Below are 24,552 nucleotides of genomic sequence, written 5' to 3' on the forward strand. Positions count from 1 at the left end.
GGCTGGAAGGGAGTGGTGGGATCGTGTGGCCACGGGTGAACGGCATGCGGGCGCTGGAACTCGGTACGGTCGGTGAGATGCGGGAGCGGCTCAACGCTCTGGTTCTGGCCGGGAGGAAGACCGCCACCACCGGGCTGCTGGCCGAGTACGTGGAGGAGACCGAGGGCCTGGAGTTCGTGGGTGAGCGTCTGGCGCTCGTCGGGAACGACGGTGACCACGTCGCCACGATCGAGATCACCGGAGTGGAGCAGGCTCCTTTCGGCCAGGTCACGTGGGAGCACGCCGCCGCGGAGGGCGAGGGCGACCGGTCGCTGGATGAATGGCGGGCCGGGCACCGGCGCTTCTGGGAAGGCATCGGCACGCCGGTGCGGGACGACACGCCGCTGGTGTGCCTGCGCTTCCGGCTCGTCACGTCGGCGTAGTGCCTGGTGGCGTCCACGCTCCACAGCCACGCGCGCGTGGTGGGTGAGCCGCGCCACCCGCAGGGCGACCCGGCACGAAGCGTGCGAGCGCCCGGTCTTGCGTCACCGACCTCACGCGAAGTCGTACACCGACCACCCGGTGAGCACCCGGTACCCGAGGCGCCGGTACAGCGCGTTGCTGCTCGGGTTGCCGGCGTCCGCGAACAGGACGACGTCCCGCGCGCCCGCGGCCAGGGCGGTGCGGGTGACCGCGGCGGTCACGGCGGCCGCGTAGCCGTGTCCGCGCAGGTGGGCGGGGGTGTACACGACGTCGATCTGGATCTGGCCGCCGATCAGCGGGTTCATACCGGCGACGGAGACGGGGACGCCGTCGGGGGTCTCCCAGAGGGTGTAGCGCTTGTCGGCGTAGCGGGTGGCCGGCCAGGTGGCGGCGTCGACGGTGACGTCCTCGCCGACGGCCTCGGCGAACTCGGCGCACCAGCGCACGGTTTCCTCGAGGTCGGCGCCGCTGTCACCGAGGAGGCGGGCCCGCCCGTGCGGGTGCGGCCGGGGCGGGGTGAGGGCGTGCAGGCCGTACAGGTTGAGCCGGGTGTCGCGGAGCTTCGGCGTCGCGCCGGTGTGCCGCTGCCACGCGGCGGCGAAGGCGGCGGCGGTGGCGTGGTCGGCGCTCACGCGGGGAAGCACGTGGCCTTCGGCGGCCAGACGGACGGCGAGGGAGTCGGCCTCCTCGGGGGTGAGGGGGGAGAGGCCGAGGCCGCCCAGGCGGTAGAAGGTGCCGCGCACCTCGCCCGCCCGCACCAGGGTGCCGAAGGAGGGGGCGTCCGCGCCGAACGCTCCGGCCCCGCGGCGGCGGACGCGTTCGGCCCAGGTCAGCTGCATGACGTGACGGCCGGGACGGGAGCGGAGGAAGCCGCCGGCCCGGGCGAGGAAGCCGTCGACGTCGTCGGTGAGGTGCCAGTCGTCCGGGTGCATGCCTCATGATCCCCCGGGTGCCGGAGCGAGCGGAACAAGGCACTGGACCTGGTGTCCGGACCGGGCGACCACGCTGCGATGAAGTCGCTGACGATCGTCGCGGGCGACGCGACCAACCCCCAGGCCAAGGGCCCGAAGATCATCGCGCACGTCCGCAACGACCTCGGTGGATGGGGCAAGGGCTTCGTCCTGGCGGTCTCGCGCCGCTGGCCGGAACCGGAGCGGGCCTACCGCCGTTGGCACCAGGAGCGGGCCGGCAACGACTTCGCTCCGGGGGCGGTGCAGTTGGTGCGGGTCCGGCCTGACGTCCAGGTCGCCAACATGGTCGGACCGCGCGGCATCCGGACCGGCGGCGGCGGTCCGCCCATCCGCTACGACGCCCTCGAGCGCTGCCTGAACGCGCTGGCCGGGCACGCCCTCGCCCACCAGGCGTCCGTGCACATGCCCCGCATCGGCTGCGGCCTCGCGGGCGGCCGGTGGGAGCGCGTCGAGCCTCTCGTCGTCAATGCTTTGTGTGCCCGGGACATCGACGTCACCGTCTATGACTACGGCTGAGAGGACGTCACACCGTGCGGCGACCTCTGTGGGCCGACCACTTCCGGGCGCAGTACGCGCTCATCTCGATCCGGGACCTCGGGACCACGGACAATCCGGTGGCCGGAACGGGGGAGGAGGAGGTCGTCTTCTCTCCCGGCAAGGTCTACGTGGCCACGCGTCCCGACGTCGACGGGGACGTCCGGGTCGAGCTGTGGGCGGAGGAGCCCGATGCCCTACGCGGTCGAGAAGTACTGAACGCCGTGATGGAGTTCGAGTCCGGCATCGTGTGCGTCGCCGACCCGGTGGACCCGGACGGTGAAACGGTCCGGCTTCCCCGTGCGGGACGGTGGAGGACGCGCGTACGCGTGCAGGGCGAACCGCGTCCGCACACCGTTTCCGTCTTCCTGCGGCAGGAGGACGGCGGGCACTCCGCCTGAGGGGTACCGGGCGGACCCGGCCTGGTCACGGCCGCAGGGCGTAGAACCGCATCGGGGAGTTCGGCCGGAAGCCGATCCGCGGGTAGACGGGCGCGCCGGCCTCGGTGGCGTGCAGGGTGGCACGGGTGAGGCCGGTGGCGCGGGCGCCCTCGTGGAGGGCCTTGCGGGCGACGGCCTCGCCGTAACCGCGGCGCTGGTACTCGGGGGCCGTGGCCACCAGGGCGACGAACAGGCGACCGTCCGCCTCGACGGCCGCCGCGCAGGTCACCGGGACGCCGTCGCGCAGGCCGAGGTAGGCGAAGACCTCCGTCGTCCACAACGTGGAGCCCACGATGCCGTCGCGTCCGGCGGCCAGGTCGAAGCCGTACGCACGGGAGTTGAGGTCCGCGTAGGCCGTCAACTGGTCGTCGGTGGTGACGCGGAGGAAGGTGAGGTCGGGGTGCTTCGGCTCGGGGAGGGGCAGCAGGTCTCCGGCCATGCCGGTGCCGGGGAACGCGTACTGCAGGCCGGCCCGGTCCGCCGCCGGGGAGAGCTCCTCGCGGGCTCCGTCGGCGAGCAGATCCTCGAACAGCCACAGGAACCCGGGCTGTTCCTTGGTCCGCATCACCTCCGCCGCCTCCCGCAGGCGTTCCTCGAGGAGCGCCGCGTCCACGCCGACCTCGGTGAGGGTGACGGCGTTCCAGAACGGGAACCGGCAGTCCGCCCACCGGACGGCGAGCCCCGGCAGGTCACGCACGTCCGCGTCGGGAGTGCGGTCGAGCACCATGGCGCGCCACACGGTGCGGAGTTGCTGCATCGATTCGATCGCGTCCGCCAGATCCGTCATGTCACGGCAACCCTTCGCCTAGGAGGTCGGGCACTCGGCAGGTTATGGCCCGGGCGCGGCCACGGACAGCCCACTGCCCACCGCCCACCGGTACAACGCCCCGACCGCCCACGGGGCCACGGGGCTACGGGGCTACGGGCGGGGATCGTCGCGGCGGCGCACTGGCGCACTGGTGCGCCGACGCACCGGAGGCGCACGCCTGGCCGTGCGGCGGGGCCGGCCCGCGGGGGCGGAAACCGGTCGACGGGGGCGGCCGCGGTGTTCGACCATGCGTGCATGCCCCTGACCGACACCCTCGCCCGGGTCGACGCGGACCTGGCCGCCGGCCGGATACCCGTCGCACGCCAACGACTGCGCGGGCTGGTGTCCTCCTACCCGGACGACCTGGCCCTCCGCCGCCGTCTGGCGGAGGTGTACCGGCTGTACGGGGAGCCCGCCGAGGCGGGCCGGTGGATGTACCTCGAGCAGGACCGGGACGCCGCCGAGACCGCCGCGTTCGAGGCGAGGCACCGCACCGCCCTGCGGCGGATGCGGGCGCTGGCCTGGCGGGCGCCGGAGTCCCGGGCCGCGACGGCCTTCGCCCGTGCGCAACTGGCCGCGGTGCGGAAGCAGTGCTCCCACGAGCTGGGGCGTCCGGTCGACTGGGACGCGGTGCCGTCCCCGGGCGAGGCGGACGGCACCGCGAGCGAGGGCAGCGGCGTCGGCGGCGCCCTGGCCGGGATCGGGTGCCTGGTGGCGGTCCTCGGGTTCCTCGCCATCTGGGTGAACGGGCTGGTCGACCTGTTCGACTGAGCCCCCACACGCGCGGCGGCCAGGGCGAGTTGAGTAACCCCGCGCCCGGTGATGAGTAGCGGTACTCAGGAGGAGCGGGCCCTCCCGGAGCGACAGTTGAGGCACAGCGAACGACCGGACACGAAAACGGGGGAAGTCATGCGCGTGGGCCTCAGGAACAACAAGGGCAAGGGTGACGGCGGCGTGGGGAACGGTTCGGCCGGCGGGGGCCGCCGCGGACGAGTGGTGGCCGCTCTGGTGGGCGTGGCGGCGGCGGTGGCCCTGACCGCGTGCTCCGGCCTCGGGTACGAGGAGAACATCTGCAGCGACGGCGAGTACCCGGTGCTGGCCGTGGGCGACACCGGCAGCGCCTGCGTCACCAACGGCGAGGAGCCGCCGAAGGGGATGGCCCGGTACCCCGAGGGCAAGGTGCCGAAGAAGGTCGACGACAAGTGGGACACGTACTGGCGCACCCACATGCTCGACAAGGACGGCAACGTCGTCGAGGTGCCGTAGCCCCGGGGCCGGGGCCGGGGTGGGTGCCAGGGCTGGTACCGGGGTGCGGGGACGGCGAAGACCCAGGTCAGGTGCGTGGGGCGGTGCGGGCGGAGGGGCGGTCAGGCGGCCCCGTCGCGGCACCGCCCCGCCTTGCGTCGCAGGGCCTCGCGGCTTCGCAGGCGGCCGCACCCGCTCGGCCGTGTTTGTTTCCGGGGGCTCGTCGCGCGGTACGCGGGGTGGGTGAGAGGGCCGGTGGCACCGCCCTGGGCGGCGGCGGCCGGTCCGTCGAGAGCCTGCGAGGGGTCGATCCATGGTGGTGCCCGGGACCATGCGCGCGGTGCGGATCACGCGGCACGGAGGGCCGGAGGTGCTGGAGTCCGCGGAGGTGGCCGTGCCCGCGCCGCGTGCCGGGGACGTGCTGGTCCACGTCGCGGCGGTGGCGCTGAACAACACGGACCTGTGGACCCGCGACGGTGCGTACGGCCGCCCCGGCGCCCCGAGGGCGCTGTCGGGCTGGCGGGGCCCGATCGACTTCCCGCGGATCCAGGGCGCCGACGTCACCGGACGGGTCGTGGCGGTGGGGCCCGGCGTGGACGAGGGGATGGTCGGACGCCGGGTGGTCGTGGACCCCGCCGTCTACGACACCGAAGGGCCCGACGCCAACCCGGTGGGCCTGATGGGCAGTGAACGCGACGGCGGCTACGCCGAGTACGTGACCGCACCGGCGGAGCGGGCGCACGACGTGACCGCCTCCCCGCTCACCGACGACCAGCTCGCCGCCCTGCCGACCGCCTACGGCACGGCGCTGGGCATGGTCGAGAGGGGCCGGCTGCGGAAGGGGGAGACCGCCCTGGTGTCGGGGGCGTCCGGCGGCGTCGGGCTGGCGCTGGTGCAGATCGCGCGGGCGCGGGGCGCGCGGGTGCTCGCCCTCAGCAGCGTGTACAAGTTCGACGCGGTACGCCGGGCCGGCGCGCACGACGTCGTCGACCGGGCCGAGGACATCGACCAGCAGGTGCGCGCACTCGCACCGGAGGGCGTCGACGTCGCCCTCGACGTGGTGGCCGGCGACCTGCTGGGCGACGGGCTGCCGTGGCTGTGCGAAGGGGGCCGGTGGGTGGTGGCCGGGGCGCTCGGCGGCTACGACGTGGTCTTCGACGTACGCCGGCTGTACCTGCACAACGCGCAGGTGATCGGTTCGGCGATGCACACGCCCAGGCTGTTCGACCAGCTCATGGAGATGGCCCGCGGCGGTGAGGTCGAGCCCGTGATCGCCGGTGTGCTCCCGCTGGATCAGGCCGCGCGGGCGCAGGAGGAACTGGCCCGCAGGGGGCACGTGGGGAAACTCGTGCTCCACCCGTGACGGTGGGTGGGACCGGCGGCGCCGCGGCCGCCGGGCCCGGGACCCGATCGGTGTCCCGTATGAGAACGATCGTTCTTGACTGATCGTTCTCGAACCTCCTAGGATCACCGGCATGGGAAGACCTCGTGCCTTCGACACCGACCAGGCCGTCGCCGCCGCGGCCGTCCTCTTCGCCGCCCACGGCTTCGAGGGCACCTCGGTCGACGACCTCGTCTCCGCCACCGGCGTCCACCGGGGGAGCCTGTACAAGGTGTTCGGCTCCAAGCGGAGCCTGCACCTGACCACCCTGCGTGCCCACCTCGAGGGGGAGATCCGGCCGGCCGTCGAGGCCGTCGCCGGGATCACCGATCCCGGGCAGGCGCTGGAGACGGCCGTCGCCCGGTTCGACGACGGTCCCGCCGCCGGCCTCCTGCTCCTCGCCGCCGCCGAGCGCGCGCCGCACGACCCAGAGGTGGCCGCCCTCGTCGAGGAAGGCGTCACCGCGCTGGAGGGCGCGCTGCGCCCCAGTCACGGCGACGACGCCCCCCAGCTCGCCTCCACCGTTCTCGGTGCCCGTCTGCGCCTGCGGGCCCGGCCGGCCGACCCCAAGGAGTACTGACATGGCCCTGATCTCCATCGACCGTGAGAGAAACCTGCTGATCGCAGAGATGCAGGGTCTCGACAAGCTCTGGGCGCTCAAGAGCCGCCTGGAGATCCCCCTCGCGCACGTGCGGGGCGCCACCCACGACCCCGGCATCGCGCACGAGCCGAAGGGCGTCCGGGTCGGCGGCACGCACCTGCCGGGTGTCATCACGGCCGGCCGGTTCCGCCGCGACGGGGAGTGGGTGTTCTGGGACGTGAAGAACCCCGAGAAGACGGTCGTCGTCGAACTCGCGGACGAGGAGTCGTACGACCGCCTGGTCGTGGAGGTCGAGGACCCGCGGGCGGCCGTCGCACTCATCGAGGGCGCCCTCGCCCGCGACGCCTGAGGTCCGCGCAGGACCCGGGCCCGCGGGCCTGGGCATCCTGCCCCGCGGTTCTCGTTACGTGACCACACCCGAGCGGGCCGACCGACAGCACCGCAGCGCCGGACCGGTGGACCTGCTGATCACGGCGGTCGCGGAGCTGTCCGGGCTCACGTTGCTGCACTGCGACCGTGACTTCGAGGCGCTCGCCGCGCACACCGGACAGCGCACCGTGATGCTCCTGGACCGCTCCGCGCCCTGACCCGGTGACCCGGGAGGCCCGTGTCGGCCCGTCCCGACCCGTGTCGGCCCGGCCCGCACCGTGTCAGCCCTTGCGGCCGCTGCGTCGGGCGACACCGGCCAGCAGGGAGAGGGCCGCCACGACGGACACGGCCCAGGGGGCGCCGTTGTCGTGGGTGTGCGGGTCGAGGAACATGCCGGCGGCCGCCAGCGCCAGGAGGACACCCGTGCACAGGGCACCGGTGCCCGCGGGCATGGGTGCCGCGGTGCGCCACCGGCGGCGGGGGAGCCAGAGGCGGAGCAGGTCGGCGGTGAGGGCCAGGGCGGTGAGCCGCGTGCCGACGGCGAACCAGAGCGGGGCGCCGCCCTCCTGGGGCTCGCCGGCCCCGAGAACCGACGTCAGGCCGAAGAAGACGATCGGGACCAGCCAGCCGAGGCCCGCACGGACCCCGGCGACCGGGACGGCGTCCGGGGCGGTGGCCGGAAGGGCGGCGGACGCCTCCGGTGCGGCCATGGGTGAGGGCGAGGGCCGATGTGCGGGCTTGGTCAGATCGACGGCGGGCCACCCCACCAGCCGCTCCCCAGCCTCCCCGGCCTCCCCGGTCGCTCCAGTAGCCCCGCTCTCCCCGGTCGCCGTGGCCGCCGAAAGCGGCGCGGACGGCGCCGGCTGTGCGGACCGCACGGACGGCACCGTCGGCAGCGGGCGCAGGGCGCGGGACTCCGCGCGGCGGGTCCGGCGGCCCACGTCTCCGAACCGGGCGATGTGCGCCCCCAGTTCGGTCTGGAGGGCGAGCAACCGCTCGGCCAGCGCGTCGAACTCGGCGCGGCGTTCCGCGGCGCGGTCCGCGGCCGCACGGTGGGCGGCGTCGAGGCGGCCGAGGTGTTCCGAGTGCACGCGCGCGGCCTCCCGGCGTTCCGCCTCGGCGGCCCTCGGCAGCTCCGCCAGTTCCCGTTGGAGACGGACGCGTTCCGCCTCGACGATCTCGGCGATGCGGTGCCGTTCATCCGCGGGGAGCTCCCGGGGCGCCTGCGCCTCGGCACGGGCGACCGCGGCCTGCCGCCAGGCCATCAGCGGGCGGCCCCGGTGCTCGCCGATGCCGTTGATGTGCACCCGGCCGCCCGACGCGCGGTGGATGTACAGGACCTCGCCGCCCTTCCCGCCCGGTGCCCTGCCCCAGCTCACCCGGGTGAAGTCGGCCGCGGTGCTGATGCCCCGCTCGGCCAGGGCGCGGACCAGCCCCGCCCCGATGCCGTTGACCTCGCCCGCCGCCAGGCGCGTGCCGGCGAGGGAGCGGCGGACCGACTCGCGGCGCAGCACCTCCAGGGCCTGCCGCTCCTGCCGCTCGCGACGAGGGGCGAGCCGTCCCAGCCGGCGGTGCAGGGACTCCTCCTTGCGCGCCCGGCGTTCGGCGGCGCGCTGCGACACCCTGCCGTGCGCCGCCGCGGCACGGCTGCGTTCACGGGCCTCACGGGCGAGCCGCCGGAGGTCGGCGCGCTCGAACGCGTCCCTACCCTCCAGCAACCGGCGCGCCGCGCGGACGGAGCCGACGAGGCGGCGCCGTTCCGCGCGGACCTCCGCCGGTGCGGGGGCCAAGGGCGCCGACGTGGCGGCGGCAGGGGTGGGGACGACGTGCTGGGGGGTGGTGCTGCTGGACAAGGGCGGCGCTCTTCCGGCTCTGCGAATTTCCTCTGCGGCGCCGGCGCCGAAGGGACCGGACGGCGGCGTCCAGCTACAGGGACGGCTGAGAAAGAGAAAGGTTGTACGCCGAAATAAAATCGATATCCGGCGCCTGTGCGACTGGTGGGACAACTGAGAAGGGAAAAGGTTGTACGGCCCCATCCGCTTGTGACGGGATTTCATCATTCAGTGGCAAGGACGGCCGAGAAGGCGCAAGGTTGTAGGGCGATCCCTGTGACAAACCCCGCCCTGACGGAAGGTGAACTTCGGGTGGCCGGCACGTCGTGGATTGCTACAGTCCGAATTCCCCCACGGGGCGTGATCTTGATTTCGCCTGATCGAGCGGGGTGGTCGTCGGGTCGCCGACGGCGCGGGTTGCCATTCGGAGAAACGTCCTGTGTGACGAGGAGTTATGAGCCAACTGTCGCTGAAAGCCGTGCAGCATCTCACCTGTAAGAAGAGGGACGCCTGGTGGACGGTGTTTCTCGTCGACCCGCTGGCGACCCGCCTGCTGCTGGTCATGGCGAAATTCCGGTTCATCACACCCAACGGGGTGACCTGGGCCGCCCTCGTCCTCGGTCTGGTGTCGGCCGGGTTCTTCCTGGCCGCGGACCCGGTCTCGCTGGTCGTCGGCGCGATCGTCTACCACTTCAGCTTCGTGCTCGACTGCGTCGACGGAAAGCTGGCGCGGCTGAAGAACAACGGCTCGCTGTTCGGCGGCTGGCTGGACTACGTCTTCGACCGCGTCCGCGTGCTGGCCTGTGCCTTCGGGCTGATGGGCGGCCAGTACCTGCGCACCGGTGAGGGGATATACCTCTGCGCGGGACTGCTCGTGGTCTTCCTGGACAGCCTCCGGTACCTGGACGCGCTGCAGATCTACAAGATGCGCGCGGGGATGCGCGGCAGGATCAGGAAGACGCTGAAGGCGCGACGTGCCGCCGAGGCCCGGGCGGAGGCCGCCGCGACGGCCCTCGCCGCGGCGGAGCTGGGCGAGGACGTCGCCGACACGCTGGCCGCCGCGGCGGCCACCGGTCCCGGGGCCGCCTCGGACGAGAACGTCGTCTTCATGGAGGACCTGCTCCGCGAGGGCGAGGCCGAAGGGGAGGACGAGTCCGAGGCGCGTGCCGCGGAACTGCGGGCGGGGATGCTCACCGCGAGCAGCCGGCAGGTCATCGACCTCCACACCGGTTTCCACGCCAAGTTCCCCTGGTACAGCCGTGTCCGCCGGGCGCTGGTGACCCGGCGGGTCCGGCCGCACCTGGTCAGCGGCATCGAGTTCCAGATGTTCGTCTTCATCGTGGGCCCGCTGATCGGTCAGCTCCTGTGGACCACGGCGGTGGCGGCGGTGCTGATGCTGTCCTTCGAGCTGCTGATCATGTACAAGTTCTGGCTCTCCACCAAGGACTTCAACCGGGTGATGGCCGAGCTGGCCCCCGGCGCGAACAGCGACGCCGGCATGATCGTGCCGGAGGCGTACAAGAACTACGTGCCGCCGGCGCCGGTCCTGGCGAACGGCGACGGGTCCGCCGCGCTGCCGGTGCTGCCGCTGCAGCAGGACCGCTTGGAGAAGTCGCCGACCTCGGCGTCCTGACCCGGCGGACCTCGCAGGGGCGGGGGGCGGCCCCGCCCCTGCGGCAGCCCCGGTGGCCGCGGGGCCTACGACTGCGGTGCCGATGACCGCGGTGCCGGGGAGACGGGAGTGTCGGCCCCGCTCGGCTCTGGCCGCCTGGACGGCGCGGGGCCGACGTGACGATCCCACCAGCGCGCGCCGCCCCGCGCACGTCCGCGGGGCCGTCCGGGCGACACGCCGGCCGGGCCCGTCAGCAGGTGACCGTGCGCTCGTAGGCCCCGGTGATCGACTCGTGCGCGTAGATCACGGAAGCTCCCGGCGTCAGCGCGTAGCAGGGACTGTCACCGGCGTTGTCCACCACGACCCGGACCCGCATCGCGTTCGCGCACTCGTTGGCGAGGTCGACGTCGAACCCCTCGTGGGTGGGGTTGACGTAGGGCTGCACGCAGGCCGGTGCGGTGCGGGTGGCGGCCTCGGCCGGGTCTGCGGGCCGCAGGGCGGCGGCGGTGGCTCCGACGGTGAGGGTGGCGGCGGCGACCACGGCGGTCAGCCGTACGGGGCGCTCGCGGGGCTGCGTACGGGACATGGGCACTCTCGCTTCCTGGGAGGCGGTCGAGGTGGCTCCATCCTCCGGCCGCCCCCGGACGGCGGCATCCGCGCTGGGCGGAACGGGTGACAAGCACGCGTCCGACCTGCGGCGACGCGTCCACCCTCGGCGGCTCTCGCGGCGACGCGCCGCACCCCCGGGGCCGTCGCGTCGCCGGACGCGGGGCCCGCGGGGGTGCGGGGCGGAGAAGACGTGACGCCGGCTTCGTCGGCGACGTCACGGGACAGCGGGTCGACCACGTGCGGCCGGCTGAACGGGCGCGGTCGGCCGACCGGGTGCAGCGGGCTGCACAGGCGGTACGGGCAGGGCCCGTGGCGCAGGCACAGGCAGGCAGGACCTGTGGAGCGGCCGGAGACCGTCAGTCGTCGTGACCGGCGTTGGCGGTGCCGTAGTTGCCCTCCTCGGAGGTCCACTGGGTGCCGGAGAAGATGTTCGGCGAGTGGTCGTCGTCGTGGGCGACGGCGGTCCCGGCGCCGAGGCCGGCGGCGGCGAGGGCGAAGGCGGCCAGAACGGTGGCGGTGGCGCGGCGAACGCGCATGGTTCCTCCTCAGGGTTCGGTCCCCGGACGCGGAACGGTCGGGCGGGTTTTCGCGTCCGGTGGACCCATGGCACCAGCCGGAAGCCGTCCGGAGCCGTCACCGGCCCCGTGTCGCGCGCGCCGTTCACCCATCGGACCCATTCCGGGGTGCGGCCGGGCCCTCGGTGTGCCTGACCGCGCCTCGCAGCGAGCCCCCGCCTCACATCCCTCCGCGCCCTCCACGCCCGCTGTCCTCGGCAGCACCTGGGCGGCGACGGAGGCGAGCCCCGGTTACGGACGGCTCCGAGGACGCCGACCCCGGGTGTGAGTAGTTGAGGTACAGGAAATCCCGGGAGCCGCGGCGGGGCGGCCTCGTCCGCGTGGCTCAGGTGTCCTGCGGCGGTGGCTCGGTGGCGCGGTGGTAGCGCTCGGCGAGTGCACGCACGAGTTCGACGAGTTCCGCGGGTTCGGTCACGGTGAAGTCGAGGCCGAGCAGGCCGAGGTGGACGGCGAGCGCCTCGATGCTGTCCGCGCCGGTGTTCAGCAGGCAGCTGGTGTCGTCGATCAGCGTGATGGTGCCGATGGCTGTGTTGATCCGGTCGGCGAGCTGTTCGGCCGGTGCGTGTACGACGACCTGGGCCCGGTACCGCCAGCCGGCCGACGACACGCCCCGGCGTACCTGGTCGACGGCTTCCTCGGGGAGGTCGCGGGGGGTGAATCGGGGACCGGTCGGGGTGCGTGGGTGGAGCCGGTCCACCCGGAACGTCCGCCAGTCGCTCCGCTCGACGTCGAACGCGACGAGGTACCACCGTCGTCCCCAGTTGACCAGCCGGTACGGTTCGACCTCGCGCCGGCTCTGGGAGCCGTCGTGGCTTCGGTAGTCGCATCGCAGGCGCTCGTGGTCCCGGCAGGCGGCGGCGAGGGCGCTCAGCGTGTCGGCGTCCACCCGCGGGCCCAGGTCGTCCCGTGGTACCGCGACGGCGTACTGCTGGAGGGCGTTGACGCGGCGCCGGAGTCGGGCCGGCAGCACCTGCTCCAGTTTGGCCAGTGCGCGTAGCGAGGTTTCCTCGACCCCGGTGATGGTGCCGGCGGCGGTGCGGAGCCCGATCGCCACCGCGACCGCCTCCTCGTCGTCGAGCAGCAGGGGCGGCAGTGCGGCGCCGGCGCCGAGTCGGTAGCCGCCCATCGGGCCTCGGCTGCCGTGCACCGGATAGCCGAGGTTTCGCAGGCGTTCCACGTCGTTGCGGACGGTGCGGGTGCTGACCGACAGCCGTTCGGCCAGTTCGGTGCCGGTCCACTCGCGGGGCGTCTGGAGCAGCGAGAGCAGGCGCAGCAGCCGCGCCGAGGTTTCCAACATTTCTCGGAGTCCGCCAGAGCATTAGGAACGGGTCTTACCTAAATGGATCTTACGCTGACGACCATGACGAACGACAGCACGATCGCCCCGTTCTGGATCGACATCCCCCAGGCCGACCTCGACGATCTCCAGCAGCGGCTGGCGCGGACCCGGTGGGCGGAGGAACTGCCCGCGGGCGAGTCGGCGCCGGCCGGCCCGGTGCCGCCCGGCTGGGAGTACGGCGTCCCGGTGGGCTACGTCAAGCAGCTGGTCGAGCGGTGGCGCACCAGCTACGACTGGCGGGCCTGGGAGGCGAAGCTGAACGCGTACCCGCAGTTCACCACTGAGATCGACGGCCAGAACATTCACTTCCTGCACGTGCGGTCGCCGGAGCCGGACGCGACACCGCTGATCCTGACCCACGGCTGGCCGACCTCGGTGGTCGAGTGGCTGGACGTGATCGGCCCGCTCACCGACCCGCGGGCCCACGGCGGCGACCCGGCGGACGCGTTCCACCTGGTCATTCCGTCGGTGCCGGGCTTCGGCTTCTCCGGGCCGACCCGGGAGCGTGGCTGGGACCGGTACCGGGTGGCCCGGGCCTGGGCCGAGCTGATGCGCCGGCTCGGATACGACCGGTACGGCGCGGCCGGCAACGACGGCGGGTCGCTGATCTCGCCCGAGGTGGGCCGGGTCGACCCCGAGCACGTCTGCGGCGTGCACGTGACGCAAGTCTTCTCGTTCCCGTCGGGTGACCCCGCCGAGCTGGCCGGTCTGTCCGAGGAGGAGCGCGGCAAGCTCGCGTTCGCCGAGTGGTTCACCCAGAACCGGGGCGCGCACGACAAGCTCCAGTCCACCGAGCCGCAGAATCTGGCGCACGCCCTGGCCGACTCCCCGGCCGGCCTGCTGGGCTGGCACGCGCAGCTGCTCGGCGCTTCGCTCGACCCGGATTTCGTCCTCGCGAACGTGATGATCTACTGGCTGACCGACACGGCCGCCTCAGCCGCCCGGTTCTACTACGAGGACGCGGCGGCGGCCCCCGTACAACAGAAGTCGAACGGCCGGGGCACCTCCGTGCCCGAGCCGACCACCGTGCCCCTCGGCCTGGCCAACTTCGCCTGGGACTTCCAGTCCATCCGGCCGTTCGCCGACCGCGACCACAAGAACATCCTGTCCTGGAACGTCTATGACCGGGGCAGCCACTTCGCCGCGCACGACGCCCCCGACCTGCTCGTCGACGACATCCGGCAGTTCTTCGACACGGTTCGGTGATCCGCCGCCGGTTGCCGGCGGAGCCGCTCAGACCCCCATGTATGCGCACGAAGGGAAACCCCATGTATCTCGTCATCGGTGCCACGGCTCACTTCGGACGTCAGGCGGTGGAGGAGTTGGTCGCCGCGGGTGCCCCGGTGCGGGCGCTGACCCGTACGCCGGAGCGGGCCGGGCTCCCGGAGGAAGTCGACGTGGTCCGGGGTGATCTGACCAAGCCCGAGACGCTGCCGGCGGCGCTGGCCGGCGTCGAGGCCGCCTTCCTGGTTCTGCAGTACGGGACGGATGTCGCTCCGCTGCTGGCGGCCGCGGGCCGAGCCGGGGTGCGGCGGCTGGTGTTCCTGTCCTCGGGGGCGGTCGTCCCGGGCGCCGAGCGGCAGCCCGACGTGATCGCCCAGTACCACCGCGACGTCGAGCGGGCCGTCGAGGCGTCCGGAATCGAGTGGACGTTCCTGCGGCTGCTCTTCCCCGCCATCAACTCGTTGACGTTCGCGATGCAGCTCCAGGGCGGTGACGTCATTCGCGCGCCGTACGCCGAAGCGGCCTTCAGCGCCGTGCACGAAAGGGATGTCGCCGAGGTGGCCACGCAGATCCTGATCGGCGGCGGGCACGCGGGGCGGGTCTACGACCTGACCGGCCCCGAGTCGCTGACCCAGACACAGCAGGTCCGCATCCTCGGCGAGACGCTGGGGCGCCCGCTCACCGTCGAGGACCTCGACCCGGAGCCTGTGCTGGAGCAGATGAGCCAGTTCATGGACCCCGAGTTCCTGGCCGCGCTGTTCGCTCTCATGGCGCAGGCGGTCGGCAAGCCCGCGCCGGTCAACGACGTCATCGAGCAGATCACCGGGCACCCCGCGCGGACCTACGCCCGGTGGGCCGCGGATCACCGGGCCGACTTCGGCGGCTGATCAACGAGGCCGGGGCGGCATCCGCCGCCCCGGCCGTGTGGACGGAGAGGACGGCACGGTGGCACAGGTGCTGGGGCGACGGGAGTTGGAGAGAGCCCTGCTGGCCCGTCAGTGGCTGCTGGAACGGGCCGACGCGACCGCCGAGGAGGCGGTCACCTGGCTGGTCGGCCGTCCTGCCGGCGATCGACGGGGAGGTCGTCGCCCTGCTCCGGCAGGCGCGCGAGGTCGCCTCCGTCGCCCTGGTCACCAACGCGACCACCCGGTTGGAGCGGGACCTGGAACGGCAAGGACTCGACGGCCTCGCCGACGTGGTGGTCAACACCGCCCGGATCGGCGTGGCGAAGCCCGACCCGCGCGTCGTCCGCCATGCCGCCGAACGCCTCGGCGTCCCGGTCGGGCGCTGTCTGTTCGTCGACGACACGGAAGCCGACGTGCCGGCCGCCCAGGAGATCGGGATGACCGCGCTGCACCATCGGCGGGTCGACGACCTGCGCACGGCACCCGCACCGCTGCTCCGCCACGGCGGAGCGCGCTGAACCCGTCGTGCGGCCGAGGGAGCGCCGACTCCGCGTGCCGACTTCACGTGCTCCCGCCGACGCCCCCTCCCGGGCCGGAAACGGTGACCTGATCCCCCGCAGGGGCGGGGCCCACGGAGGGCTCCGTCACCGTCCGGCGTCCGCGCGGGGCGCGCGTCGGCGTGGTCAGGACGGCGAGACAGGCGACGACCAGCAGGATGCCGGCCCAGCCCAGCGACGGCAGGCGTTCGCCGACCACCAGGACGGCCAGCAGCGCCGCGACCGCGGGCTCAAGGAGGGAGAGCGTGGTCGCGGTGCTCGCCGGCACGTGGGCGAGACCCCGGCCGAAGAGGACGTAACCCAGGAACATGGGGACCAGCGCCATGTACGCGCCGACCGCGGCGTTGGACCAGGAGGCGAGCAACGGTGCGCCGGTGACCAGCAGGACCGGCATCAGCAGCAGCCCGCCCACGCCGAAGACGGCTCCCATCGCCGCCCCGGAGGTGACGCCGCCGCTGATCAGACGGTGGGCGGTCCAGGAGTACAGGGCGTAGGTGAGGCCGGCGGCCAGGCCGAGGGCGACGCCGAGCAGCGTCGCCCCGGTGGAGCCCGCCCCCGCGCGGCCGGACCCGGGGTCGGCGGCCTGGACGGCGCAGAGCAGGACCGTGCCGGACAGGCCCAGCGCGGCCGCACCCGTCCAACGGCGGGTCAGGCGGCGACCGTCGGCGACCCGTTCGATCAGGGCCGAGGCGAGCGGGGCGGAACCGATCGACACCACCGTGCCGACGGCGACCCCGGCCAGGTGCATGGAGGTGTAGAAGGCCAGCGGGTAGGCCCCGACCGACAGCGCCCCGAGCAGCACCACACCCGTGTGGGCGCGCAGACGCGCGGACTCCCGGCGGATGCGCGGTGCGGCGGCCAGCGCCTGGAGCAGGCCGCCCAGGCCCATCGCGACGGCGCCGATCGCCAGTGGCCCCACCGCCGGGGCGAAGGTGGCTGCGGTGCCGGTGGTGCCCCACAGCACCGACGCCAGGAGGACGCACACCGCGCCGACCCTCGCCGAGCGGACCACGCCCGGGGAAGGGTTGTCGACCCTTCCCGGGGAACGGTCGTCGGCCACGCCCGGGGAACCGCCGCCGAGGTCTCCGGGCCGGCTCACAGTCGGTCCAGCAGGTCGGACGCCATCGCCCTGGCCCGTTCCAGCCGGGTGCCGGCGCCTTCCAGGCCGGCCCGGGCCATCGCGCCCTCCAGCAGGAAGGACAGGTGCTCCGCCGTCGCCCGCGCCCGCTCCGGACGGCCGGGGAGCAGCTCGTCGAGGTGCCTGGCGAGCAGGTCCTCGACCTCCTCCTTGTGCCGGCGCACCACCTCCCGGCCCTCGTCCCCGGCGGGCAGCTCGGCGGCCGCGTTCAGCAGACCGCAACCGCGGAAGCCCCGCTCGTAGGCGAAGGCGGCGTGGTCGGCGTAGGCGTCGAAGACCGCGAGGACCCGGCCGCGCGCGTCGTGGGCCGCCTCGAGCCTCTGCCGGTAGAGACCGAGCCACTCCTCGTGGCGGGCGTCGAGGTAGGCCATCACCAGGTCGGCCTTGGAGGAGAAGTTGTTGTACAGGCTCATCTTCGCCACGCCCGCCTCGGCGGTGATCGTGTCGATGCCGGTCGCCGCCACGCCGTCCGCGTAGAAACGGCGGGCCGCGGCGGCCAGCAGCCGCTCCCGGGCGGCCCCGCGCCGCCTGCCGGGGCGTGCGGTCTCCACCGGTCCGGTGCTCTCGCCCATCCGGCTCTCCCTCCTGGAATTAGGTAGGTCAGTCTACCTAGCGAACGGCACTGCGGTGCAGCCGCTTCTCGGGGCGCCTCCCGCCGGGGCTCACGTGACGGACCCGCCCACGGTCGACGTGCCGGTACGCCCCGGGCCTGCCCGGCCACAGGGGGCTCACCGCGCACGCCCGGGGCGCGTGGCGCGCGTGAGCTCCTGCCGTTCGGGTGGCTCCACCCGGCCCGGGCTTCCCCGGCCCGCCCCGCGCTGCCGATGCTGCGGACAGGCCGGCGCGCGGGGCGCCCGGCGCGGAGTCGGGAGTGGGAGCGCGCGGTGGAAGGCGGAAGCACGGTGGCGACGGGGAAGGCGGGGACAACGACGGTGAAGACGGCGGCGTCGACGGCGGCGGCGGGGACGCGAGGAACGCGCGGGAGCCGGTGGGCGCGTTGGATGCGGGGGACGTGCGGGGCGGCGGTCGTTCTGGCCGCGGCGGCGGGGACGCCGGGCGCGGCGGGGGCGTCGACCGGGGCGCGGCCCGAGGTGACCCTGGTGTTCGACAAGAATCCGAAGCACCCGGACCGGTCCACCCTGATCCTCCGTCGCGGTGGCGAGCGGCAGGCCCGTTACCGGGCGGGCTCGGGCGACGGGAGCACCGACGACTGCGCCGCCGGGCGGGGGTGGCTGCCGGACGGGGAGTGGCGCATCGTCCTGAAGGACCGGCGGTTCAAGGGCGGCAAGGTCCGCGGCTACGGGATCCAGCTGGGTGACATGAGGTGCGCCGGGGGCGGGGCGGTGCGGACCGGCATGTTCGTCCACTCCGAGATGCACCGCGACGGCGGTCAGGGGGACACCGAGCCGCGCCGCTGGGACGGGGAGGCCGACTACCTCTCCGACGGATGCGTGAAGCTGCGGCCGGACGACATCAAGGACCTCTTCCGCAGGCTCGACGCGCTCGGCTGGCCGGAGCGGCTGCACGTGGTCCCGTGACGGGAACGGGCGCGCCCCGGGGGAGCGCGCCCGTGTGCCGGTGCGGCGGCAGGCGGCAGCGGTCAGCTGTGGAAGCTGATGTACCCGTTGCCGTCGCCGTCGTTCCCGGACTTGCTGTACGCGTGGACGTCCGAGAAGGAGCCGGACGGCTTGTACAGGTAGATGGTGTCGCGGTCGTTGTTCCACATGAAGTTGCAGTTGTCGCGGTAGACCACGTTCTTGGCGTCCGAGTCCGTGCCGTTGCCGCCGCGCAGGCGGACGTAGTCGCCGGGCTGCAGCGAGTGGGACGCGGTGAAGGTGAACGTGTTGCCGGTCGCGTCCTCCACGACGTAACCCCGCAGGTTGATCGTCGCGGTCTTCGAGTAGTTCTTCAGCGTCAGGTACTCCTGGCTGGTGTTGCCCGACGAGCAGCTGTTGCGGTCGGCGCCCGGGGCGTCGTACTGGGCGCCCCGGATCTTGAGCGCGGACTGGTACTCGGCGGCCTGCGCCGGAGCGGCGGTCAGAACACCCAGGGCGACGGTGGAGACGGCGGCCAACAGGGCCGCGCCGGCGGTGGACTTGCGCATGAGGATTCCCCCCTCGGTCGTGCGGGTGAAGCGAGGGGGGAAGTCTACGTCGGTGAATATTGTGTGACGAGGTTATGAATGTTTTGGTTCGGTCACGAGCGCCGGCCGTGACAGGAGTGGTACTGGCTCCCCGACCCGCACCAGCACGCCGCGGTGGGCTCCGGCGGCCAGGGCAGGGCCCGTCCCCGGGCGGCGAGGGTGGTGGCGTACTGCGGGAGCAGCGTGGCGTCCTCGGGGGAGGCGGCCTCCGAGGCGGCGAAGGCCTCGTAGGAGGGGACGGTGCCGGAGACGATGCCCAGGTTGGGGGTGCCGGAGGCGGCGAGCTCGCGCAGGCTGGCCTCTATCGCGGCCACGTGGTCGGCGTGGGACGGATACTCCGCCGACAGCCCCGGGTAGGCGGCCAGCAGTTCGTTCAGCTCCTGCTCCGGCCAGTGCAGCACCGCCACCGGGAACGGGCGGGAGATCTCGCGGCGGAAGGCGCCCAGCTCGGCCCGCAGACGGGCGATCTCGGCGGCCAGCTCGCCCGGGTCGGAGGAGCCGAGGGACCAGACCCGCTTGGGGTCGTGCAGCTCGTCCAGGCGGACGGCCGAGGAGGAGTCGTGCAGGCGGTCGGCCAGCGAGTCCCAGGCGTCGTGGTCCGCGCCGAGCATGCGGCGCACCCGGTGCCGGCCGTAGAGGAGCGGGCGGGTCGCGGACGTGGGCTCCTGGGAGTCGCCGATCAGCAGCCGGGCCCCGTCGGTGAACGTCTCCTCGGCGAGCACCAGCTCGTCGTGGGTCTCCAGGGCCTCCGCGACGACGAGCCACGCCTCCGGCGTCCGCGGCGCCGCGGCCCGCACGCCGTCGATGATCGCGCGGGCCTCCGCGACGTGGTCGTACTGCCACAGGTTGGACGCCTTCAGCGCGCGGACCAGGTGCGGGTCGTCCAGCTCGGCCGGCGCGGCGAGCAGCCGGTCGTAGAGGGCAGTGGCCGCGGGGCGGTCGCCGCCCAGCTCGCGGTGCGCGGCGGCCCGCAGCAGCAGGGCTTCGGCGTCCGCCGGGTAGAGAGCGGCGGCGCGCTCCAGGCGGGCCGCTTCTTCGGTGTGGTCGACGGCGTTCTCTGCAGGCATGTCGGGACGCATGTCCTCACGGTAGCGCCGGGGTCCGACGCGGTGGGGGGAGTGGGGTCACGGTGTCGGCAGCGTCACGGTGCGGGGGGCGCGGATCGTGCTCGCACGCCACCCGGCGGCCGCAGGGAGCCGCCGGGTGGCGTGGGTGTGGGGGTGGAGCGGTCCGGAGCAGGCGCCCGGGCGGGGAGCCGTACCCGGGTCGGGTCCGGGCGCCTGCCGATCGGTGGACGTCAGAAGTAGGTGACGTCCAGGACACCGCGCTCGAACTCGTACTGGACGTAGGCGCGGCCGTGGTGGCTGTCGCGGTAGACGACGTCGCCGCGCGAGCCGCGGACGCGGTCCGCAGTGTCGCGGATGTACCTGTCCAGGCAGCGGTTCTCGCGCAGGTCGACCTTGTAGCCGTTCGCGTGGGTGTAGCGGCTGCGGCGGTCGCCCCAGTCGTTGCCGACCTCGGTGCCGTTGACGACGACCACGTTGCAGCGGCTGTCGCGCTTGAGCTTCACCAGGCCGCGGACGGTGTCCTCCTGGATGCCCTGGTAGCTGGTGCAGCGGGAGCGGTTGACGTTGTGGCAGTCGCCCGGCGAGACGCGGCGCACGCCCGCACGGTCGAGGACGCGGTCCGCCTGCCGGTCGCTGAGGCGCTCACCGGGCCGCGAGGACACGGAGTCGGCCGCGGCCGGGGCGGCGGAGGCGACCGGGGCGAAGGCCGTCAGACCGCCGGCCAGGGCGGTGGCGAGGAGGGCGGCGACGGCCCCCCTGCGCCGGCGGGCCGGTGTGGCGGAGGAGGCGGCCTCGGTGGCCGGGGCGAGCTGCTCGGTGGCGTTACGCACGGATGCGGGTCCTTTCGGCTGCCGTCGTGTCGCGTCGTGGATCGCTGACGACGGTGGTTTCACCCGGCCGAAGACGCTCGACCGGGTGGCTTGGACGTCTCAACCCTGCCCCGGCAAATCCGGCCAGTTCTATACTTCCGGCGGGTCAGTTGATTCATGCACAAATCGGCTTCTATGCACGCGGCTGACCAGCGATCATGCATGGAGGCGTGGGGGAGGCGCATCAAATGCGTGAGGAATCCGGCGGGAGTTGTGAGGGATTCGCGGAGGGTGGGACCGCGGCGCGGCTGAAGCTGGCGGCGCTGCTGCGGAGTTGGTGGCAGGAGGATCCGGGCCGGGCCACGCAGTCGTCGCTGGCGCGGAAGCTGGGCGAGCGGGGGGTGAAGACCAGTCAGGAGATGCTGTCGCGGTACCTGCACCGCACCCGGCCCACCGTGGCCCGGCGGGACGTCATCCGGGCGCTGCACGCGGTGCTGGAGCGGGCGGACGCGGAGCTGGCGGAGGCGCTGGAACTCCACGCGGCGGCGCGGGGGGACGACGTGGGCTCCGCCCCCGCGGGTGCGGGCGGAGCCGCCGGCCCACCGGTGGACCAGGGGACCGGGGCGCGGGTGGGCGCGGGTGCGGACCGCGGCTCGGCCGGAGGTTCCGGGGCGGGAGGCGGCGCGGGGGCGGTCGGTGCCTCCGGTGGCGTGAGCGGGGGAAGAGGGGAGCGGTCGTCCTCGGCCTCGGCTTCGGCCCCGGTCCCGGTCCTGGCCCCGGTCCCGGTTTCCACCCCGGCCGCGGCCGCGATCCCTGCCCCGACCCCGGCCTCGGCTTCGGCCGCGATGCCGGCCCCGGCCCCCGTCTCCGTAGGCGCAGGGGCGAGTGCGTCCGCGGCTGCCGGGGAGGGGACCGGGGTCGGCATCGGCACCCCGGTCGTGCCGGCGGTCGGGGTGCTCGGCCGCGTTCCGCTCACCGTGCCGCGCCCCCGGACGGGGGCCGGGGTGGTGACCGGGCCGGCGTCCGCGGCCGCCCCGGTGGCCGGGGCGGCACCCGTCTCCGTGGTGACCGAGCAGGACCTGCGGTGGCGGCGGTGGTCGGCGGCGGTCACCGCCGCGGCGGCCGCGGCGGCGGGGATGGTGCTGACCGCCGCCGTGACGCTGGGGGACGCACAGGACACCCGGCTGCAGGCGCCGCCGGTGTGCCCGGTCGCCCCGACCAGCCCGGCCCCGCCTCAGCCGAGCTGAGCCCTCGACGCCCGGCCGGGCCCCCGGGCTCGGGGCCGGGCCGGACTGCAGCGGACCGGGCCGGGCCTCGGGGCCGCGCCCGGGCCCGGGCGTCGGGGCGGGTCAGTCGAGGGTGAGGCCCAGGAAGCGTTCCAGCGCCTCGACGACCAGGGCGTGGTCCTGCGCCTGCGGGAGCCCGGAGACGGTGACCGCGCCGATCACGCCGACCCCGTCGACCCGCAGCGGGAACGAACCGCCGTGCGCCGCGTAGACGTCCGGGTCGAGGCGGGAGGACTCGTCGAAGTTCTGGCCCTTGGCCCGGAACCGGGTGCCGACCAGGAAGGAGGCGTGCCCGTACCGCATCACCACACGCCGCTTGCGGTCGATCCACGCGTCGTTCTCCGGCGCGGACCCCTCCAGCGCCGCGTGGAAGAGCTGCTGGCCGGCGCGGTGGATGTCGATCGCGACCGGGGCCTGCCGCTCACGGGCCAGCGCCACCAGCAGGGAGCCCAGCTCCCAGGCGTCCTCGTTGCTGAAGCGGGGGAGGACCAGGCGGCGTTCCTGCGCCTCGAGCTCCTCGACGGTGGGGGAGAGTTCCGGAGTCATCCTGGTCATGCCGGCTTCACCGTCCCGCCGTCACGGGCGGACCGCGCCGCCGCCTCCAGCACCGCCAGCGCGTCCGCCGCCTCCAGCGCCGTCACCGGGTTGCGCCCGCCGCCGCTCACCGCGGCGGCCACCGCGCGGTAGTACGAGGGGTAGTCGCCGGGCAGCGTGGGCACCGGCTCGCCGCCGCCCGTCAGCGGGGACTCGCCCGCGCCGATCGCACCCCACATCTCCTGGGGCTCGTGGCCCCACCGCTCGCCCTCCGCGGCCGGGCGCAGGCCCTCGCGCAGGGCGTTCTCCTGCGGGTCCAGGCCGTACTTCACGTAACCCGCCTTCGAGCCGAGCACCCGGAAGCGCGGGCCGAGCTGCGCGGTCGTCGCCGAGGCGTACAGGTGGGAGCGGACGCCACCGGTGTGGGTGACGGCGATGAAGACGTCGTCGTCGACCTGTGCGCCCTGGCGGCGGGTGTCGACCTCCGCGTAGACGTACTCGGCCGGGCCGAACAGGTGCAGCGCCTGGTCCACGACGTGGCTGCCGAGGTCGTACAGGAGTCCGCCGAGCTCCGCCGGGTCGGCCGACTCGCGCCAGCCGCCCTTCGGCTGGGGACGCCAGCGCTCGAAGCGGGACTCGAACCGCTGGACCTCGCCCAGCGCGCCGTCGTCGAGCAGCTTGCGCAGGGTGAGGAAGTCGCCGTCCCAGCGGCGGTTCTGGAACACGGACAGCAGCAGACCCCGCTCCTCGGCCAGCGCGGCCAGTTCGCGGGCCTCGGCGGCGGTGCCGGCGACCGGCTTGTCCACGACCACGTGAAGACCCTGGCGCAGTGCCTCGGTGGCCAGCGGGACGTGCGTCCGGTTGGGGGAGGCGACGACCACCAGGTCCAGCTCGCCGGCGCGGGGCCACAGCTCGTCCGCCGAGGCGGCGATGTGCACGTCGGGGTACTCGGCGCGGGCCTGTGCGGCCCGCTCGGGGTTGGAGGTGACCACGGTGTCGAGGGTCAGGCCCTCGGCGGCGGCGATCATCGGCGCGTGGAACACGGACCCGGCCAGGCCGTAGCCGACCAGGGCGACCCGCAGTGGTGCAGTAGTCATACGAACACTCTGGCACGGAGGGTTCCCGTGCTGGTCCGGGCGGGGGGTCCCGTACGGCCGTTCGGGTGGTGCGGCAGCGTGTCGGGGATCGTGGGCGCGGGGCGGGGAAGTTCACCCGGCATGCGACGGTGGGCGGCTGCCGTGGCTCTGGCCGCGGCCGCGGTGGGCTCGGCGGCGTCGGCGGGGGAGGCCCCGGCGGCGGCCGGGGGCCTCACGGCGCCCGCCGCGGGGCAGCGGTGCGAGGGGGTGGGGAAGGGGAAGCGGGACTTCCCCGTGGTGGCCCGGCTGCGGGGGCCGCGGGTGTACCGGGCCGGTGACGTGCCGCAGGCGTGGACGCTGGAGCTGACGAACCGGTCGGCGCGGGCGTGCGCGGGGCTGCATCCGGTGGTGGTGCTCACCGACGAGCGGCGCGCGCTGCTGCCCGCGCAGGCGGCGCTGTTCTTCTTCGACGGCGAGCGGCCCCGGGCGGTCGACTTCGAGGGCACGGAACGCGACGAGCTGGTGGGCGTGTTCGGCGAGGACGGGAAGCGGCGCAAGGGCGGCTTCGAGGGGTTCACGGTGAACGCCCGTCAGACCCTGCGGGTGCGCGTGCTGCTGGCGGTCGCCCCCGACGCCCGTGCCAACGAGGTGGCCGCGGAGGCGGTCGTGGTGCGGCGCACCGGGCGGGGCGGGACGGACGGGGAGTGGGTGGGGCGCTCCGAGGACCCCTACCGGTTCCGCATCGGCGCGGCGGCCGCACCCCACGTGCGCGGCGCCTCCGGCCCCTCGGCCGAACGCGACCCCGCCTTCCCCTGGGCGCCCCTCGCCGCCGGCACGCTCGGAATCTCCCTCACCGCCGCCGCGGCCTGGACCCTCCGCCGCCACCGCTCCTGACACCGCCCCGGGCCCCTCCGCACCGGCCGCCCCGACGGGGTCTCGGGGCCGCGGACGCACCAGGGCCGAACGGGCGTGTCCGCAGGTCGGACAGGTGCGGGCCGGGGGGAATACGGGACGCCGGGACCTGGCTGGGGGTGG

At 74.2% G+C, this 24,552-nt stretch carries 28 protein-coding genes and 1 pseudogene; 16 read left to right on the forward strand and 13 right to left on the reverse strand.

Translation table 11 applies throughout. The annotated features are described in order from the left end of the window. Positions 1-23: 23 nt before the first annotated feature. A complete protein-coding gene (locus Sfr03f_RS19140) occupies positions 24-422 on the forward strand; it encodes an ASCH domain-containing protein (RefSeq protein ID WP_108955188.1) in 399 nt (132 codons plus the stop codon). Between the two features lie 111 nt (positions 423-533). Here Sfr03f_RS19140 and Sfr03f_RS19145 read toward each other — a convergent pair whose 3' ends face one another. Beyond that, complete coding sequence (locus Sfr03f_RS19145) at positions 534-1,394, reverse strand: GNAT family N-acetyltransferase (protein ID WP_108955189.1); 861 nt, start codon at positions 1,392-1,394, stop codon at positions 534-536. Positions 1,395-1,472: 78 nt separating this feature from the next. Between Sfr03f_RS19145 and Sfr03f_RS19150 the strand changes: the two genes are divergently transcribed. Further along, positions 1,473-1,949 (forward strand): macro domain-containing protein, encoded by a 477-nt coding sequence (locus Sfr03f_RS19150; RefSeq protein ID WP_108955190.1) that lies wholly within the window; start codon positions 1,473-1,475, stop codon positions 1,947-1,949. A gap of 14 nt (positions 1,950-1,963) precedes the next feature. After that, the gene (locus Sfr03f_RS19155; protein WP_108955191.1) at positions 1,964-2,368 is read left to right on the forward strand and encodes a hypothetical protein; all 405 of its coding nucleotides are present in this window, start codon (positions 1,964-1,966) and stop codon (positions 2,366-2,368) included. A 25-nt stretch (positions 2,369-2,393) separates the two neighbouring features. On the opposite strand, the gene Sfr03f_RS19160 is transcribed toward Sfr03f_RS19155, so the two are convergent. Further along, positions 2,394-3,194, reverse strand: a complete 801-nt coding sequence (locus Sfr03f_RS19160) for a GNAT family N-acetyltransferase (protein ID WP_108955192.1) — start codon at positions 3,192-3,194, stop codon at positions 2,394-2,396. A gap of 276 nt (positions 3,195-3,470) precedes the next feature. Here Sfr03f_RS19160 and Sfr03f_RS19165 point away from each other — a divergent pair, with 276 nt between their 5' ends. From Sfr03f_RS19165 to Sfr03f_RS19190, 6 genes and pseudogenes are all read left to right on the forward strand, one after another. Continuing rightward, positions 3,471-3,986: a DUF6584 family protein gene (locus tag Sfr03f_RS19165; RefSeq protein WP_108955476.1), complete on the forward strand. Its 516-nt coding sequence runs from the start codon at positions 3,471-3,473 to the stop codon at positions 3,984-3,986. A 138-nt stretch (positions 3,987-4,124) separates the two neighbouring features. Beyond that, positions 4,125-4,481 (forward strand): SCO0607 family lipoprotein, encoded by a 357-nt coding sequence (locus Sfr03f_RS19170; protein ID WP_308216738.1) that lies wholly within the window; start codon positions 4,125-4,127, stop codon positions 4,479-4,481. Between the two features lie 292 nt (positions 4,482-4,773). Then, on the forward strand, positions 4,774-5,823 hold the full coding sequence (locus Sfr03f_RS19175; protein WP_108955193.1) for a zinc-binding dehydrogenase: 1,050 nt from the start codon (positions 4,774-4,776) through the stop codon (positions 5,821-5,823). A 112-nt stretch (positions 5,824-5,935) separates the two neighbouring features. Next, a complete protein-coding gene (locus Sfr03f_RS19180) occupies positions 5,936-6,421 on the forward strand; it encodes a TetR/AcrR family transcriptional regulator (protein WP_108955194.1) in 486 nt (161 codons plus the stop codon). Between the two features lies 1 nt (position 6,422). After that, positions 6,423-6,791 carry a hypothetical protein gene (locus Sfr03f_RS19185; protein ID WP_108955195.1) on the forward strand — a complete coding sequence of 123 codons (369 nt, stop codon included), beginning with the start codon at positions 6,423-6,425 and terminating at the stop codon, positions 6,789-6,791. An 85-nt stretch (positions 6,792-6,876) separates the two neighbouring features. Then, positions 6,877-7,029 (forward strand): annotated as a pseudogene (locus Sfr03f_RS19190) (PIN domain nuclease); the annotation flags it as partial. Between the two features lie 63 nt (positions 7,030-7,092). Here the strand turns inward: Sfr03f_RS19190 and Sfr03f_RS19195 are convergent. Beyond that, complete coding sequence (locus Sfr03f_RS19195; protein ID WP_108955197.1) at positions 7,093-8,664, reverse strand: hypothetical protein; 1,572 nt, start codon at positions 8,662-8,664, stop codon at positions 7,093-7,095. A 433-nt stretch (positions 8,665-9,097) separates the two neighbouring features. Here Sfr03f_RS19195 and Sfr03f_RS19200 point away from each other — a divergent pair, with 433 nt between their 5' ends. Further along, positions 9,098-10,276, forward strand: a complete 1,179-nt coding sequence (locus tag Sfr03f_RS19200) for a CDP-alcohol phosphatidyltransferase family protein (RefSeq protein WP_108955198.1) — start codon at positions 9,098-9,100, stop codon at positions 10,274-10,276. Between the two features lie 229 nt (positions 10,277-10,505). Here Sfr03f_RS19200 and Sfr03f_RS30320 read toward each other — a convergent pair whose 3' ends face one another. The 3 genes from Sfr03f_RS30320 to Sfr03f_RS19215 all read right to left on the reverse strand — a co-directional run bounded on the left by Sfr03f_RS30320 (position 10,506) and on the right by Sfr03f_RS19215 (position 12,736). Continuing rightward, positions 10,506-10,841 carry an alpha-amylase inhibitor gene (locus tag Sfr03f_RS30320; protein WP_159105682.1) on the reverse strand — a complete coding sequence of 112 codons (336 nt, stop codon included), beginning with the start codon at positions 10,839-10,841 and terminating at the stop codon, positions 10,506-10,508. Between the two features lie 379 nt (positions 10,842-11,220). Next, positions 11,221-11,400: a hypothetical protein gene (locus Sfr03f_RS19210; RefSeq protein WP_108955199.1), complete on the reverse strand. Its 180-nt coding sequence runs from the start codon at positions 11,398-11,400 to the stop codon at positions 11,221-11,223. A gap of 364 nt (positions 11,401-11,764) precedes the next feature. Continuing rightward, a complete protein-coding gene (locus Sfr03f_RS19215; protein ID WP_108955200.1) occupies positions 11,765-12,736 on the reverse strand; it encodes a helix-turn-helix transcriptional regulator in 972 nt (323 codons plus the stop codon). Between the two features lie 63 nt (positions 12,737-12,799). Between Sfr03f_RS19215 and Sfr03f_RS19220 the strand changes: the two genes are divergently transcribed. The 3 genes from Sfr03f_RS19220 (at position 12,800) to Sfr03f_RS30810 (ending at position 15,425) form a co-directional block, all read left to right on the forward strand. Then, entirely contained in the window at positions 12,800-13,984 is a 1,185-nt protein-coding gene (locus Sfr03f_RS19220) for an epoxide hydrolase family protein (RefSeq protein WP_108955201.1), read from the forward strand. 62 nt (positions 13,985-14,046) lie between these two features. Further along, positions 14,047-14,889 carry an NAD(P)H-binding protein gene (locus tag Sfr03f_RS19225; protein WP_108955202.1) on the forward strand — a complete coding sequence of 281 codons (843 nt, stop codon included), beginning with the start codon at positions 14,047-14,049 and terminating at the stop codon, positions 14,887-14,889. A gap of 35 nt (positions 14,890-14,924) precedes the next feature. Beyond that, positions 14,925-15,425, forward strand: coding sequence for an HAD family hydrolase (locus Sfr03f_RS30810; RefSeq protein WP_245967648.1), 501 nt, complete (start codon positions 14,925-14,927; stop codon positions 15,423-15,425). 43 nt (positions 15,426-15,468) lie between these two features. On the opposite strand, the gene Sfr03f_RS19235 is transcribed toward Sfr03f_RS30810, so the two are convergent. Together Sfr03f_RS19235 and Sfr03f_RS19240 are read right to left on the reverse strand one after the other, a co-directional pair. Further along, positions 15,469-16,476, reverse strand: coding sequence for a DMT family transporter (locus Sfr03f_RS19235; RefSeq protein WP_170145123.1), 1,008 nt, complete (start codon positions 16,474-16,476; stop codon positions 15,469-15,471). Between the two features lie 83 nt (positions 16,477-16,559). After that, positions 16,560-17,174, reverse strand: coding sequence for a TetR/AcrR family transcriptional regulator (locus tag Sfr03f_RS19240; protein WP_108955203.1), 615 nt, complete (start codon positions 17,172-17,174; stop codon positions 16,560-16,562). Positions 17,175-17,702: 528 nt separating this feature from the next. Between Sfr03f_RS19240 and Sfr03f_RS19245 the strand changes: the two genes are divergently transcribed. After that, entirely contained in the window at positions 17,703-18,140 is a 438-nt protein-coding gene (locus Sfr03f_RS19245; RefSeq protein ID WP_159105683.1) for a L,D-transpeptidase family protein, read from the forward strand. Between the two features lie 62 nt (positions 18,141-18,202). On the opposite strand, the gene Sfr03f_RS19250 is transcribed toward Sfr03f_RS19245, so the two are convergent. The 3 genes from Sfr03f_RS19250 to Sfr03f_RS19260 all read right to left on the reverse strand — a co-directional run bounded on the left by Sfr03f_RS19250 (position 18,203) and on the right by Sfr03f_RS19260 (position 20,642). Further along, positions 18,203-18,706: a lamin tail domain-containing protein gene (locus tag Sfr03f_RS19250; RefSeq protein ID WP_108955205.1), complete on the reverse strand. Its 504-nt coding sequence runs from the start codon at positions 18,704-18,706 to the stop codon at positions 18,203-18,205. 92 nt (positions 18,707-18,798) lie between these two features. Next, positions 18,799-19,824, reverse strand: a complete 1,026-nt coding sequence (locus Sfr03f_RS19255; RefSeq protein WP_108955206.1) for an SEC-C domain-containing protein — start codon at positions 19,822-19,824, stop codon at positions 18,799-18,801. A 218-nt stretch (positions 19,825-20,042) separates the two neighbouring features. Then, complete coding sequence (locus Sfr03f_RS19260; protein WP_108955207.1) at positions 20,043-20,642, reverse strand: hypothetical protein; 600 nt, start codon at positions 20,640-20,642, stop codon at positions 20,043-20,045. 227 nt (positions 20,643-20,869) lie between these two features. Between Sfr03f_RS19260 and Sfr03f_RS30325 the strand changes: the two genes are divergently transcribed. Further along, the gene (locus tag Sfr03f_RS30325) at positions 20,870-21,868 is read left to right on the forward strand and encodes a hypothetical protein (protein WP_159105684.1); all 999 of its coding nucleotides are present in this window, start codon (positions 20,870-20,872) and stop codon (positions 21,866-21,868) included. Between the two features lie 102 nt (positions 21,869-21,970). Here the strand turns inward: Sfr03f_RS30325 and Sfr03f_RS19280 are convergent, their stop codons facing one another. Further along, positions 21,971-22,462: a heme-degrading domain-containing protein gene (locus tag Sfr03f_RS19280; protein ID WP_170145115.1), complete on the reverse strand. Its 492-nt coding sequence runs from the start codon at positions 22,460-22,462 to the stop codon at positions 21,971-21,973. After that, a complete protein-coding gene (locus tag Sfr03f_RS19285) occupies positions 22,459-23,538 on the reverse strand; it encodes a Gfo/Idh/MocA family protein (protein WP_108955209.1) in 1,080 nt (359 codons plus the stop codon). The genes Sfr03f_RS19280 and Sfr03f_RS19285 overlap by 4 nt, the downstream gene beginning before the upstream one ends. A 141-nt stretch (positions 23,539-23,679) precedes the next feature. Here Sfr03f_RS19285 and Sfr03f_RS30330 point away from each other — a divergent pair, with 141 nt between their 5' ends. Continuing rightward, a complete protein-coding gene (locus Sfr03f_RS30330) occupies positions 23,680-24,411 on the forward strand; it encodes a hypothetical protein (protein WP_159105685.1) in 732 nt (243 codons plus the stop codon). Positions 24,412-24,552: the final 141 nt, after the last annotated feature.

The organism is Streptomyces fragilis (genome assembly GCF_003112515.1).
Lineage (GTDB): Bacteria > Actinomycetota > Actinomycetes > Streptomycetales > Streptomycetaceae > Streptomyces > Streptomyces fragilis.